Origin of the sequence: Myxococcus faecalis (assembly GCF_050039385.1) — a bacterium.
Lineage (GTDB): Bacteria > Myxococcota > Myxococcia > Myxococcales > Myxococcaceae > Myxococcus > Myxococcus fulvus.
On sequence record NZ_CP144336.1, the window covers coordinates 3136641 to 3149801 of the forward strand.

Sequence of the window (13161 nt, forward strand, 5' to 3'; positions counted from 1 at the left end):
GACAACCCATGACTGTCGCCGTCGTAGGAGGTGGGATTTCAGGTCTGGTCGTCGCCTGGCGATTGCGCTCCCGCGGTAGGGATGCCGTTCTCCTGGAGACAACCCCCCGGCTCGGTGGCGCGGTGGGCACGCGCGCGCAGCAGGGCTTCCTCCTGGAGACGGGCCCCAACAGCTTCCTGGACCGCGAGCCCGCCATGCGAGAGCTGGCATCCGCGCTCAATCTGGAACACAGGATTCGCGCGGCGGATGGGGCGGCGAAGCGGCGGTATGTCTACACGCGGGGGAAGCTGCGCTCGGTGCCCGCATCGCCGCCGGCGTTCCTGAAGTCGGACATCCTCCCCTTCGGCGCGAAGCTGCGGGTGATGGGGGAGCTGTTCAGCGGCCGCGCGGCGGCTGGTGTGGACGAATCCCTGGCGGACTTCGGGCGCCGGCATCTGGGGCCCACGGCGACGCGGGTGCTGCTGGACGCGGTGCAGACGGGCATCTTCGCGGGCGACGTGGAGAGGCTGAGCGTGGGCGCCACGTTCCCGCAGCTCGTGAAGCTGGAGCGCGAGCACAGAAGCCTCCTGCTCGGCGCCATCCACGCCCAGAAGGCCCAGGCGAAGGCGCAGAAGGCCCTGCCCGCGGGCAGCACCGCGCCGAAGCTGAGCGGCGCGCTGAGCACCTTCGAGGGCGGACTCGGCACGCTCATCGACGCCCTGGGCACGGCGCTCGGGGACGCGGCGCACACCGGTGCCACGGTGGAGGGCCTGACGCGGGGAGACGACGGCTGGCGGCTCGCGGTGAGCGAGCGGGGACAGCGCTCGGAGCTGAAGGCGTCCCACGTGGTGCTGGCCGCGCCCGCATACGTGACGCGGGGCCTCCTGGAGCTGCTGGACGCGGAGCTGGCTTCTCGCGTGGGCGGCATCGACTACGCGCCCATCGCCGTGGTGCACCTGGGCTTCGACGCGGGGACGACGCCCGCGCCGGACGGCTTCGGCTTCCTGGTGCCGCCGATGGAGAAGCGCCGCCTGCTCGGCGCCATCCACGCGTCCACCGTGTTCCCCTTCCGCGTGGAGGCGGGCCGGGTGCTGTACACGTGCATGGTGGGCGGCGCGACGCGGCCGGACCTGGTGGCGCTGGACGAGGCCGCGCTGGTGGCGCTGGCGCGCGAGGAGCTGCGGGCGCTCGCGGGCGTCACCGCCACGCCGACGCTCACCGAGGTCTTCCGCTGGAAGCGGGGCATCCCCCAGTACAACGTGGGTCACCTGGAGCGGATGGACGGCGTGGACCGGGCGCTCACGCGCCTGCCCGGGCTGCACCTGGCGGGGAACGCCTACAAGGGCGTGGGCCTCAACGACTGCATCCGCAACGGGCTTTCGCTCGCGGACGCGCTGGTGGACGCGGGGGCCTGAAAGCGACGGCTCGGCCCCGGGCGGCGACCGTCCGGCGCCACCGGGTCAGTGGGGCACGAGGGGCACGTCAGACTGGGCATGCATGCTGCGCAGCCTCCGGAGACCCCCATGCCCCCCACCCTCCTCGTCGCCGCCGCCATCGTCCTGTTCCCCGTCGTCCTCGCCGGAAGCATCCTCGTCGACGCGCTCGAGCTCGACGTGGACAAGGCCCCCGAGCAGTGACGCCTCCGACGGTGTAGGCTCCGCCGGGCGCATGTCGGAGAAGCCCGAAGGGTCCATCGTCCGCGCCACCCTGCGGGCCCTCGCGGAGCCCCGCAGGCTGGTGCCCATCCTCCTCGTCTGCGCCCCGCTCGTCGCCGCGCAGGTGAGCTTCAGCCGCGAGCCGCTCGCCCCGCACCTGGGCGTGCTCATGTGCCTGGTCTTCGTGGGCGTGGCCCCCGTCACCTACCGGGTCCTCTTCCCCAGCGGGCTGGATTTGAGCCACGGCGGCGTGCGCGTGCTGATGTACGGCACGCTGGGCAGCGGCGTGGTGCTGATGATGGGCATCGTGCTGCCCAAGCTCCTGGACATGGGGCCCACGTTCCTCACCCAGCGCACCAACCTCATGGTGTGCAACGCGCTGTTCCTCGTCGGCGGCTGGGGGCTGGGGCGGGACATCGGCTTCGAGGAGTCCCTGGCCAAGGAGCGCGCCCGCGCGGCCCGCTTCGCGCTGGAGGCGGAGCAGGCGCAGCTGCTCGCGCTGCGCAGCCACCTGGACCCGCACTTCCTCTTCAACACGCTCAACGCCATCGCCGAGTGGTGCCGCGAGGACGGCGCGGTGGCGGAGGCGGCGGTGCTCAGGCTGTCCACCATGCTGCGCTCGGTGCTCGCCGGCGTGCGCAAGGCGACCTGGCCCCTCTCCGAGGAGCTGGCGCTGATGCGCACCCTCTTCGACCTCCACCTGCTCAGGGACCCGGAGCTGTTCCAGCTCGCGGTGGACATCCGCCCCGGCGCCGAGGACGTGCCGGTGCCGCCGCTGGTGCTGCTGCCGCTCGCGGAGAACGCGGTGAAGCACGGCCCCGCCGCGGGCCACCGGGGCCGGCTGTCGCTGGAGGTGCAGGTGCGCGACGGCCAGGTGGCGGTGGCCATCGAGAACCCCGGCGCCTCCCGGGGGCCGCGCGAGGGCAGCGCGGGCCTGCCCACCGTGGAGCGCAGGCTCGCGCTGGCCTATGGCGAACAGGCGCGCCTGTCGCTCACCAGTGACGCGGAGCGCACCCGTGTCACCGTCACCCTGCCCCGCTCGGGCCCCCTGCCAGGAGTCATCACGTGAGCCCTCCCCTGCGTGTCCTCATCGCCGACGACGAGCTGCTCGCCCGCAAGCGCCTGTCGCGACTGTTGGGCGCGCTGCCCGACGTGCGGGTGTGCGGCGAGGCGGCCGACGGGGAGGCGGTGCTCGCCGCGGTGCGCGCGGGCGGCGTGGACGTGGTGCTGCTGGACATCCACATGCCCGGCCTCAGCGGCCTGGACGCGCTCGCGCTGCTGCCGGAAGACGGCCCTCGCGTGGTGCTCTGCACCGCGCACGCCGAGCACGCCGTGGACGCCTTCGAGCACGGCGCCGTGGACTACGTCTTGAAGCCCGTGGAGCCCGCGCGGCTGCAGAAGGCCCTGGAGCGCGTGCGCGCGAGAATCGGCGCGGAGCCCCGCGCCCGCGGGGACGGCGCCCCCACGGAGAAGCCGCCGCAGCAGGCCCGGGCGCTGGCGCGGCTGCCCATCCCCACGCGGCAGGGCATCGTCCTGGTGGACCCGGAGACCATCTCCCACGCGGCGCTGGATGACGAGCTGGTGACGGTGTTCACCGCGCAGGGCGAGTTCCTCACCGACTTCACGCTCAACGAGCTGGCGGAGAAGCTGCCCCAGGACCTGTTCCAACGGGTCCACCGCCGGGCGCTGCTCAACCTGCGCCACGTCGCCAGGCTGGAGCCCCTGGAGACGGGGGGCTACCTGGCGCGCACGTCCCGGGGCCACGCGGTGGAGGTCAGCCGCCAGTCCGCGCGCGAGCTGCGAAGGATGCTGGGTCTGCGCAAGGGCGCCGAGGACGAGGGCTGACCGCAGGTCCCCCTCGCGTGTCGCGGCGCGCCCAGCTCGCGCCGCACCTCACCTGCGACTACTGCACGCTCACCTCGACATCGACGAGCTGGCCGTTCTCCTCGCGCTGGAAGCGCACGTTGCCGTCCTCGGTCCACGCGGGCGAGGTGCCCTGACCCAGGCTGTAGGCCGACGCGACGTTGTCCTGGGCGTCGAGCTTCATCACCCGCACCTCGGTGGTGGTCGTCGTCTGCGGCGCGAGGTAGACGATGATGCGGCGCTGGTTGGGCCCCCACTGCACGGGGGTGTTGCTCACCGGAGCCGGCACGTAGGCGGGGTCCGTGGCGAGCGACGTGCTCCGGTTCGTCACCTGCATCAGGTTCTTCCCGTTGGCCTTCACGCGCCAGAAGGACGCGAGCCCCGAGCGCAGCTTCGACTGGAACAGGATGCTCTTGCCGTCCGGCGTCCACGACGCGCTCTGGTCGTCATGGCCCGTCGTCAGCCGCTCCGTCTTGCCGTTGCTCGCCTTGTAGAGGTGGAGCTCCGCGCTGGTCACCGGCTGGCCCACGTTCCACGAGGAGGGCAGCTTCGAGAACACCACCTGGCTGCCGTCCGGCGACACCGACGGGGCGCTCGCGCGCTCGGCGATGAGCGTCGACTTGCCGTCCTTCACGCCGTACAGCTGCTGGCTCGGCGTGAGGTAGACGATGATGCGTCGGTCCGCGACGGCGCCCTGCGACTGCTCCGCCACGGTGGCGTCACCGCCGGAGGATGCGGCCTCCATGTCCGCGCCACCGCAAGCGGTCAGCGCCAGAGAAGAAGCCATCCACATCACGAGTGTCCCGCGACGAGCGATGCTTCGGACTTCATTCGGATGCATACGGTCCTCTGTGTGAAAATTTCCGCTGCCGAGTACGAATACTGACAAAGGAGTCTGACCCGCACTCACGGGTATTTCACGTCAGACTGCTGGAACAATCCACCCAGTCTCAATTGACCCGCCGATTACCCAACGCGCCTCTCGCACCGCGTCAGCGGTTGACGAACAGCGCCGGGATGCGCGCCGCGTCGTCACCCAGCACTTCCGAGAGGAGCTGGTGCGCAGGGGTGGGAAGCGTGGTGCCGGCGCGTGCACAGCGGGAAGCCTCGTCCAATGTGCGCATGGGCACGTCGCAGTAGGACTCGCGCCAGTGGACGGAGAGGGACTCGGCGAAGCGGCGGGCCATCAGCTCCACGCGCTGCTCCAGCCAGCCCTCGGGCGAGGTGAAGCTGGCGCGGCGCGGGCGAATCTCACCGGGCTCGAAGTGGACGTCGTGCTCCAGCGAGGACTCGGACAGGTGGTCCTGGAGCACCGTCGCCAGCGGGGCCCGACGCGCGTCCAGCACCCCCGAGGAGGACAGCGTGAGCTGGTGCTCCACCGACAGGCGCAGGGCGTGGTACTCGAAGGTGCGCGCCACATCCCTGTAGCGCGTGACGGGCACGGTGAAGTTGCGCGTGTACGTGCGCACCTTGGTCACCTTGCGCGTCTGCGTCTTGCCGTCCTTGTCGGTGTACGTCTCGTCCGCCTCGAACGGCTCCTCGATGGTCTCCTTGCGCTCCTCGTGGTCGGTGTAGGGGACGCGCTCCGTGTACGGCGCCGTCATGGCCACGTTCTCGCTGCCGCGGCGCGTGTCGAAGCGGCCGGCGAGCAAGAGCTCCGGCTGGGGCTTCGCGGCGGGCGAGTACCAGGGCGACAGCTCGTAGGCGCGCGCGAGCCGCGAGCGCAGGAGCGCCATGCGCGCGGAGTCGAGGCCCGACACCTGGCCCTCCCACGTGGGCACGCCGGTGAGCTCGGGGGCCGGAGCGGGCTCGGGGGCGGGCTCGCGCCAGTGGCGGCAGTAGCGCGACACCACCTCGCGCCAGTGCGCGCCGGTGTCGGACGTCACGGCCTTGAGGCGCCCGCAGGTGTCCTTGCCGCTCTGGAGCACGGAGGACTCCATCTCGCGCTGGATGCCGACCATCTCCTTGTGCGCGAGCAGCGGGCGCTTGCGGATGAGCGCCTCCTCCGCCGTCAGCGCGTGGCCCTGGCTCGCGGGCGCGACGATGACGGCGCGCAGGTGCCGGTGCGTGCCCTCCATCTCCTCCAGGAGCGAGCTCTCCAGGCCACCGCTGAGCTTCGCGTTCCACTGCACGCGCCGGTCGAGGAAGCGCAGCAGGTCGTCCTCGGCCTTCTCGTCGATGCCGTCCAACCGGAAGCGCCGCGCGTTGCCGAGCAGCTGGCTGAGCGCCTTGCCGCGCAGGCCATCGCGCTCGATGACCAGGGACTTGTCATGCGGGTCCTTGGCGACGAGGTCGTCATAGAGGCTGGCGGCCTCGACGAACTGGCCGTTGCGCGCCAGCTCGTCGGCGCGACCTCGCAGGGTGGAGCAGGCACTTCCCAAAAGAGCGAGCAGCAACAGCGGAGGAAGGAGTCGGAACATGGGTGCGAAGAGCAGGACCTCTGCCGCTGACGTGGCGGGCGCCCGGATATTCGCCCCAGCCGCGCCCGGCTCGCAACGGAGGGGGTCCTCCCGAGGCCGCCCGCCCGCCCGCGCCTACTCCACCGGCCAGTCGTGCACGGGGGCGCCGGAGGCCGTGAGGTCCAGGTAGCGCTCCAGCATCGCCGCCAGGGCGTCCCTGCGGGGCATGCCCGCCTCCAGCCGCGTGAGCACCTGCCGCTGCCAGCGCGCCCCCGTCCTGCGCGTGTCCACCCGGCGGGAGATGACCTCCATCATCCGGTCCGCCTCCTGTGCCTCCACGCCCGCGGACACCAGCCCGCGGTGCGCCACGGGGATGAGCCTGCGCACCAGGTCCACCACGGGCACCACGCGGGGACTCGGCGCGGACTCACCCGGCCACAGCAGCTCCGCGTCCAGCCCCTTGCGCGAGGCGCGGATGAAGTTGCCCGCGGCGTGCGCGAAGGGCAGCGCGGGCAGCAGCGCGTCGATGCGCTCGGCGAGCCCCAGCGTCAGGCCCAGGAGGAACGCGCCGTTGGCCACCATGTCCACCACGGAGGGCCCCGCGGGCAGCGCGCGCAGCTCGATGCGCAGGTGCCCCGCGTCCTTCGGGTCATAGACGGCCCGGTTCCAGGACCACACGGTGCCCTGGTGCAGCCGCAGCTCCTCCAGCCCCGGCGGACGGCCCGAGGCCGCGTGCTCCAGCGGGGACTCGTGCCCCACCACGGGCAACAGCGGCGCGTGCAGCGCGACCGACTCGGCGAACAGCTCGTAGGCGCCCTCGCGCACCCAGCCGTGGCCGAACGTCACGCGCCCGTGGGGCTGGAAGCCGCCCTCGCCCGGCTCGCCCCGGTCATCCACGGACTGACGGAACAGCGCCACGCGTGTCTCGTCCCAGAGCTTGCGCCCCAGGAACAGCGGCGAGTTGGCGCTGATGGCCAAGGCGGGCGCGGTGGCCAGCTGCGCGGCGTTGTACAGGCGCGCGAAGTCGGCGGGCGTCACGCGCAGGTGGAACTGGAGGGACGTGTTCGCGCCCTCGAGCGTCGTGTCGTCCCAGGCGAGCGTCAGCGCCTCCTCGTCGCCCCGGATGGCGACCTCGATGGGCTTGCCTCGGCGCTGGCGGATGGCGTTGTTCAGCGCGCGGTAGCGCGGCTGGGCCGTCAGCGCGCCCTTGCCCAGGTCCGCCTCGCGCAGCGTGGGCAGGATTCCAATCACCGCCACCCGCGCGCCCTCGACCGCCGCCGCGCGCCGCACCTCCGCGAGCGCGTCCTCCAGCTCCGCCCGGAGCGCGGTGAAGGGCCGCCCCGCCAGCGGCCCCGGGCGCAGGTTGACCTCCAGGTTGAAGCGGTTCATCTCCAGCGTCACGCGCGGGTCCTTCGTGCGCGCGAGCACCTGCTGGTTCATCGGCAGCGGGAAGCCCCGGTCGTCCACGAGGAACAACTCCAGCTCCGCGCCAATCGTCGTCGGTCCTTCGCCGAAGCCGGGCCTGGCGAGGACGACGCGCAGCGCCTCCAGGCTCTCGTCGAGCCTGCGCGAGAAGCGCTCGAAGTCCTCCGGACCGAACTGCTCCTGCTGGATGGAGAGCCCCATGCGCGGACAACCTGTGCACGGTCGCCCGCACCGGCAGCACTCGCCAGGGGCTCGCCGGCCCGGCCGCCGGGACTGCCTCGGGCCGTCCGCTCCGGAGGCACGCCCGTCTTCCATCCCGGGGCACCCGGGTGACGAGGGGCCCGGGTGTGTTATCTGGCGTCCTGGCCATGCCGTCCGACACGCCCACCAACCTCTACGACCTGACGCGGCCCGCGCTCGGCGCGCTGCTGTCCGACTGGGGCTACCGGCCCCACCACCGCGACGTGCTCTGGTCCGGCCTGTACCGACAGCAGGCCCGGGCGCTGGACGAGGTGGAGGGGCTGCGCGCGGACCTGCGCGAGGCCCTGCGCGAGCGCGCGCGGCTGGGACAGCTCACCACGCACCACGAGGCGTTCAGCTCCGACGGCCACACCCACAAGCTGCTCATGAAGCTGGAGGACGGACAGACCATCGAGACCGTCCTCATGCGCTTCAAGGGCCGCGCGACGGTGTGCATCAGCACCCAGGCAGGGTGCGCCATGGGCTGTGTCTTCTGCGCCACGGGGCAGATGGGCCTGTCGCGTCACCTGACGCCCGGCGAAATCGTGGGACAGATTCTCCACGTGCAGCGCATCCTCCGCGAGTCGGGCGAGACGCTGCGCAACGTCGTGCTCATGGGCATGGGCGAGCCGTTGCACAACTACGACAACACCCTGGCCGCGGTGGATGTCCTGGTGGACCCGCTGGGCCTGGCCCTGGCGCCGCGCTTCATCACGCTGAGCACGGTGGGCGTGGTGCCGGGCATCCGTCGACTCGCGGACGAGGACCGACCGGTGCAACTGGCGGTGAGCCTGCACGGCGCGACGGACGCGGAGCGCGCGGCGCTGGTGCCCGCGGGGCGACGCTGGCCGCTGGCGGAGCTGATGGACGCGTGCCGCTACTACATCGCCCGACGCAAGCGCCGCATCTTCTTCGAGTGGACGCTCATCGAGGGACGCAACGACACGGTGGAGCACGCCCACACGCTGGGCGCGCTGTTGGGTGACATGGACGCGCACGTCAACGTCATCCCCCTCAACCCCACGGTGGGCTACGACGGCGGGCCGAGCCGCCCCGAGTCGGTGCGCACCTTCCAGGACGTGCTGATGTCGCACGGTGTCCCCAGCACCGTGCGTCAACGCCGGGGCATCGACATCGACGCGGGCTGTGGTCAGCTCAAGTCCGCCGTGGAGCGACGCTCGCGCCGTTCACTTCCCACCAGCCCGTGACGCGCTCGCGCGCGCATGTCAGCCGCGCCCGTTAACGTCGCGCCGCCGGAGGCCTTGTGCCGAGCTCCGGACCCACACCCTCATCTTGTATCGCTGGAGGACACCCGCGAGGTTTCCGCGGGGGGGCTCTTGCACGCTCCATGGCCGTGGGCACATTCTTTCCATCGGCTTCCCCGGGGAGGTGGGCGATGCTTTCCATCCAGGAGCATTCGACGACGGAAGAAGCGAGCAGCGACCTGCTCGACTTCATCCTCCAGCCGTCCAACTGGCTCTCGGCCGCGCGCCGGGAGACGGACCCTGCCGTATGGCCGGGTCAGAACACGCTCTACCAGCGCCGGGTGGGCCCGCTGCGCATCAGCGCGTGCGTGGAGGTCTCCGCGGGGCTGGAGGTGCTGCTGCACATCGCCTTCCGCGCGCCGGGGCTCACGCCCGTGAAGGCGGCGGACCAGCTGGAGAGCTTCCTCAAGGAGCGGCTGCCGCTCACGCCCAACTCCGAGTGGCAGGTGGAGGTGGACGAGCGCCGGTGGATCCACTTCTCCCGGCGCTACGCGGCCTCGCACCTCACGGCGTGAGGCTGTCCAGCCGGTGATGGCGCAGGGGCTGCGCCACGTTCTTCACCGGCGTCTCGGTGAGCGCGCCGAAGCGCAGGCCCTGGATGAAGGGCTCGGTGGAGTCCACCAGCACGTCCCGGGCGCTCGCCATGACGAGCGTCTCGCGGAAGCCCGCCAGTGACTGCAGGCGCGCCGCCTGGTTCATGCCGCTGGAGAAGGCGGTGTACTGACGGTTGGGGCCGAAGAGGCCGCAGTTGACGTGGGCCAGGTTGACGCCCACCGCCACGCCCAGACCGGGGAGCTTCACGCGCTCGCACAGCGCGGCCACTTCCTCGCGGGCTCCGAGCCTCGCGGTGAGCGCCTGGATGTCGCACGCGGCCCGAACGGCGGCCTCGGCGCGCTCCCTGCGGCTGGACTTGAAGAAGGGCGGGCCGAACAGGCCGATGACGCAGTCGCCGACCATCTTGTCGAACACGCCGCCGTGCTCCCAGATGCAGTCCACGGCGCGCGCGCTCCACTCGTCCACGAAGCGGCCGATGTTGCGCGGGCTGTCGAAGCCGTGCTCGCAGATGCGCGTGAAGCCGTTGATGTCCGCGAAGAGGATTCCCACCTCCTGGTCCTGCGCGCGCAGGTGCTGCGCGTAGTTGGGGTCCTGCAGGAGCGCGTCGATGATGCTGGTGGGGAAGAACTGCGACAGGTGGATGCGCTCGCGGTTGTAGTCGAGCAGGCGCTGGCTGAGCGTGGAGGCCAGCACGCGCAAGAGGTCCATCGTGTACGCGGAGAAGCCCTCGTCGCAGGCGACCGCGATCTTGCCCAACGGCTCGCTGGAGGCCGAGCCGGAGATGAGCACCGCCTCGGTGGTGCGGCCGGGGAGCAGCTGGCGCAGGGCGGAGACCTCCTCGGACAACAGGCGGTGGCCGTGCTGGCGCAGGGCGCGCTCCACGTCCTGGCTGGGCTGCTCGCCGCTCTCGAACTCCAGGTGGCCGTTGCGGTACAGGCGGTAGTGGAGCACCTGGGGGCGCACGGCGTCGCGGTAGAGCAGGAGGAAGGAGGGCACGCGCACGCGCTGGGCCAGCGTGAGCACCGCCTGGTCCATGCCCACCTCGAACACGGGGTTGGCCAGGTGCGCGTTGCACTGGATGATGAGCTGGTGCTTCTCCGACGCGGTGTGGACCAGGCACAGCACGGTGTCGAGCTGCTCGGCGATGGTGTCGAGCAGGCGCAGGGCGCGGGCGGAGGCCTCCGGTGACGTGTGGTCTCCGGAGAAGAGCAGACCGAAGGAGCCCACGGGGTCTCCGGCGACGTCGAGCGGCTGGGTGACGAGCGTCGCGTCTCCGATTCGCTGGGGTCCGGGGGCGCCGTCGAGCAGCGGGCCGGGGAAGTCTCCGCCCCAGTCGCCCTCCTGCCAGGTGCGGGTGCGCAGGTCCTCGTCGCGCGTGGTCAGCGCCACGGCGCGGGCGCCGGTGAGCGCGAGGATGGGCGGGAAGCAGCGGCGGAAGGTCTGCGTGAGGTTCTCACGCGCGCGGAGGCTCTCCTCGAGGAGGTCATCCACCGCGCGGTGGAGCGCGCGCAGCGTCTTGTATTCCTCGAGGCTCAGGTCCGTGGCCAGCGGATGCGTCATGAGGCGGGTTCTACCGCCGAGGACGCGGCGTTGTCACAGGGGCGGCGTGTGGGGCTGGCCGCCCACGACCTGACCGTGGGCCACCTCGATGAGCCAGTAGCCCTCGTGGCCGGCCTCGGTGGAGGAGCCGGCGCCGAAGATGTGGGGGCGCTCGTTGGTGGCGGGGTGGTGGTAGCGCTGGTGGATGTGACCGTGGAGGACGGCGTGGCGGGGGCCTGGGAGCAGCCGCAGCAAGGCCTGGGCGTCGCGCAGGCCGTGGTGCCAGCGGTCGGCGCGTCCCCTGCGGGTGAGGGGGGCGTGGTGGACGACGACGAGGACGGCGCGGCCGTCCAACCGGGGGTCCTTCAGCAGGGCCGAGAGGCCGTCGAGCTGGGCGTCGCCGATGACGCCGAAGGAGAGGCCGGGCGAAGCGGGGACGCGGGCGGACAGGAGGCCCACGACGGCGGCCTCGGAGCCCACGAGGCGCACGAAGGGGAAGGCGCCCTCGCGGCGGTGTTCGGGAAGGTCGCTGTGGAGCAGGTGGCCGAAGTGGCTGGCGAAGCGGCCCTTCTGGTGGCTGCCGGGGGTGTAGACGTCGTGGTTGCCGGGGATGATGGTGCAGCGGCTCGGGTCGTCGGCGAGGGGGCCGAGGGCCTGGCGCGCGCCCTTGAACTCGCTGTCGAGCGCGTACGCGGTGAGGTCACCGGAGAGGATGAAGTGGTCCGCGGCGTGGCGGTCGACTTCGCGGGCGATGGCGGAGAGGGAGTGGGGGGCGCGGGCGTAGCGCTTCGCGCGGCCGCCGACGGTGAGCTCGGCCAGCGCGACCCAGCGGCGCCAGCCGAGCTTGCGCAGGGGCAGCGCGAAGTAGTCGTCGGTGATGTGGACGTCGGAACAGTGGATGAAGCGCATCAAGACTCCCGCCCGGGAACGGGCGGCCGGGTGCGGACATTCTCTCCGGATGACGAATGGGGGGAAGCGCCATCGACGCCGGTGGGGTGTACAGGCGTGACGGAATCGCCGCGAAGTGATGGTCAGGCCATGGACCTTCGCGGCGAGCGCTTCGAGATGCTTCGAGCCCCTGCACCGTCCGCGAGGTCGACATGGTGCGTCTGCGGCTCTTGGTGTTCGTGCTGTGGCTCCATGCCCCCCTGGCCAGCGCCTATCCCATTGCGCCGCGGACACTCTGGTCGCTGACGCAGGAAGCGAACAGCATCGTCTGGGTGGAGGTGGAGAGCGTCCGCATGGCCCCGAGACGCGCTGGCGATACCTGGGCAGATGACCCTGGAGATATCGCACGGCTGAAGGTCCTGGAGTCACTGATGGGCGCGGCCCGGCCAGGAATGACGATCGAAGTGCCCTCCTCCTCGGCATTCATTTGCCCAGCCCCCGCGAGCTATACGACCGGGAAGCGGGTGCTCGCGTTCCTCTTCGAGGAAGAGGGCGAATGGTGGACAGTGGGTATGTCCTACGGCGTGCGCCCCTTGGAGAACGCGCCCGAACTGGATGTGTACCGGCGGGTCGTGAAGGCCGCACGGGAGGCACATGCGCTCACCGCATCGCTTCCAGAGACGTCACCCGTCCGGACGAAAGCACGACAGGACTGGCACGTGCTCGCCGCACGTTTTCCAGCGACGCGCTGGGGCGGGCTGCATGACCTGATTCCCAGGGCGAGTCTGCTCCAGTACGGCGCCTTCATGCCTCCCAGCGCGTCATCCCTTCCGCTCACATCGGCACAGCTCGGACAAGTGGCACAGGACTTCGTGAGCGCGCCGTCGCTGGACCTCTCGTTCGTGATGACGCTCATGCTTCTCCGAGAGGTCCCGCACCGGAACTTCGACCAGATGGCCACACGCGTCCTGGAAACCATCATCCTCGACAGGCAGATGCCTCCCTGGGGATTCACCGCCTTCAACCTCATGCGGGCAAGGCATGGAGAGACGCCCCATCCTCCTCCCAAGCTTGTCCCCAAGCCGGGAGTGCTCCGCGCCGAGATGAACGCTCAGCAGTTCCAGTCGCTACAGCTCGAATGGACCGCGTTCAAGCAGCGCCATGGACTGAAGCCTCGACCATTGTCTCTGCCCGTCAGGTCCCAGCCCTCGGGTCCATGATGTGCTTCATCCTGGATGCCTCTTCGTGGCAACCGTTCTCCGAGGGACTTCCCGTTCCGCGTCGAGTAAGCAATCGGCTCTCCCGGAGCCCTCTCGGGCAGGAGGGGCCGGCGGCACGGGACTCCGCTCCGTG

At 71.3% G+C, this 13161-nt stretch carries 11 protein-coding genes; 6 read left to right on the forward strand and 5 right to left on the reverse strand.

Features of this window, described 5'->3' with window-relative positions:
* Window positions 1-8: 8 nt before the first annotated feature.
* The 3 genes from hemG to VZQ01_RS12310 all read left to right on the forward strand — a co-directional run bounded on the left by hemG (window position 9) and on the right by VZQ01_RS12310 (window position 3479).
* Window positions 9-1394 (forward strand): protoporphyrinogen oxidase, encoded by a 1386-nt coding sequence (hemG, locus tag VZQ01_RS12300; protein WP_426747897.1) that lies wholly within the window; start codon window positions 9-11, stop codon window positions 1392-1394.
* Window positions 1395-1647: 253 nt separating this feature from the next.
* Window positions 1648-2703, forward strand: a complete 1056-nt coding sequence (locus VZQ01_RS12305) for a sensor histidine kinase (RefSeq protein ID WP_141324242.1) — start codon at window positions 1648-1650, stop codon at window positions 2701-2703.
* Window positions 2700-3479: a LytR/AlgR family response regulator transcription factor gene (locus VZQ01_RS12310; RefSeq protein WP_223784800.1), complete on the forward strand. Its 780-nt coding sequence runs from the start codon at window positions 2700-2702 to the stop codon at window positions 3477-3479. The genes VZQ01_RS12305 and VZQ01_RS12310 overlap by 4 nt, the downstream gene beginning before the upstream one ends.
* Window positions 3480-3537: 58 nt before the next feature.
* On the opposite strand, the gene VZQ01_RS12315 is transcribed toward VZQ01_RS12310, so the two are convergent.
* The 3 genes from VZQ01_RS12315 to VZQ01_RS12325 all read right to left on the reverse strand — a co-directional run bounded on the left by VZQ01_RS12315 (window position 3538) and on the right by VZQ01_RS12325 (window position 7522).
* Window positions 3538-4284, reverse strand: a complete 747-nt coding sequence (locus VZQ01_RS12315; protein WP_426747898.1) for a TolB family protein — start codon at window positions 4282-4284, stop codon at window positions 3538-3540.
* Window positions 4285-4489: 205 nt separating this feature from the next.
* A complete protein-coding gene (locus tag VZQ01_RS12320; RefSeq protein ID WP_223784798.1) occupies window positions 4490-5917 on the reverse strand; it encodes a hypothetical protein in 1428 nt (475 codons plus the stop codon).
* Window positions 5918-6031: 114 nt separating this feature from the next.
* A complete protein-coding gene (locus tag VZQ01_RS12325) occupies window positions 6032-7522 on the reverse strand; it encodes a glutamate-cysteine ligase family protein (RefSeq protein WP_426747899.1) in 1491 nt (496 codons plus the stop codon).
* A gap of 167 nt (window positions 7523-7689) precedes the next feature.
* On the opposite strand from VZQ01_RS12325, the gene rlmN reads away from it, so the two are divergent.
* Together rlmN and VZQ01_RS12335 are read left to right on the forward strand one after the other, a co-directional pair.
* A complete protein-coding gene (gene rlmN, locus VZQ01_RS12330; protein WP_223746478.1) occupies window positions 7690-8769 on the forward strand; it encodes a dual-specificity RNA methyltransferase RlmN in 1080 nt (359 codons plus the stop codon).
* Between the two features lie 188 nt (window positions 8770-8957).
* Entirely contained in the window at window positions 8958-9341 is a 384-nt protein-coding gene (locus VZQ01_RS12335) for a hypothetical protein (RefSeq protein ID WP_046711388.1), read from the forward strand.
* Here VZQ01_RS12335 and VZQ01_RS12340 read toward each other — a convergent pair.
* Window positions 9331-10941 (reverse strand): adenylate/guanylate cyclase domain-containing protein, encoded by a 1611-nt coding sequence (locus tag VZQ01_RS12340; RefSeq protein ID WP_408887957.1) that lies wholly within the window; start codon window positions 10939-10941, stop codon window positions 9331-9333. The two genes, VZQ01_RS12335 and VZQ01_RS12340, sit on opposite strands and share 11 nt — an antisense overlap.
* A 33-nt stretch (window positions 10942-10974) precedes the next feature.
* A complete protein-coding gene (locus VZQ01_RS12345; RefSeq protein WP_426747900.1) occupies window positions 10975-11829 on the reverse strand; it encodes a metallophosphoesterase family protein in 855 nt (284 codons plus the stop codon).
* Between the two features lie 191 nt (window positions 11830-12020).
* Here VZQ01_RS12345 and VZQ01_RS12350 point away from each other — a divergent pair, with 191 nt between their 5' ends.
* The gene (locus VZQ01_RS12350; RefSeq protein WP_426747901.1) at window positions 12021-13028 is read left to right on the forward strand and encodes a hypothetical protein; all 1008 of its coding nucleotides are present in this window, start codon (window positions 12021-12023) and stop codon (window positions 13026-13028) included.
* The last annotated feature ends 133 nt before the right edge of the window (window positions 13029-13161 follow it).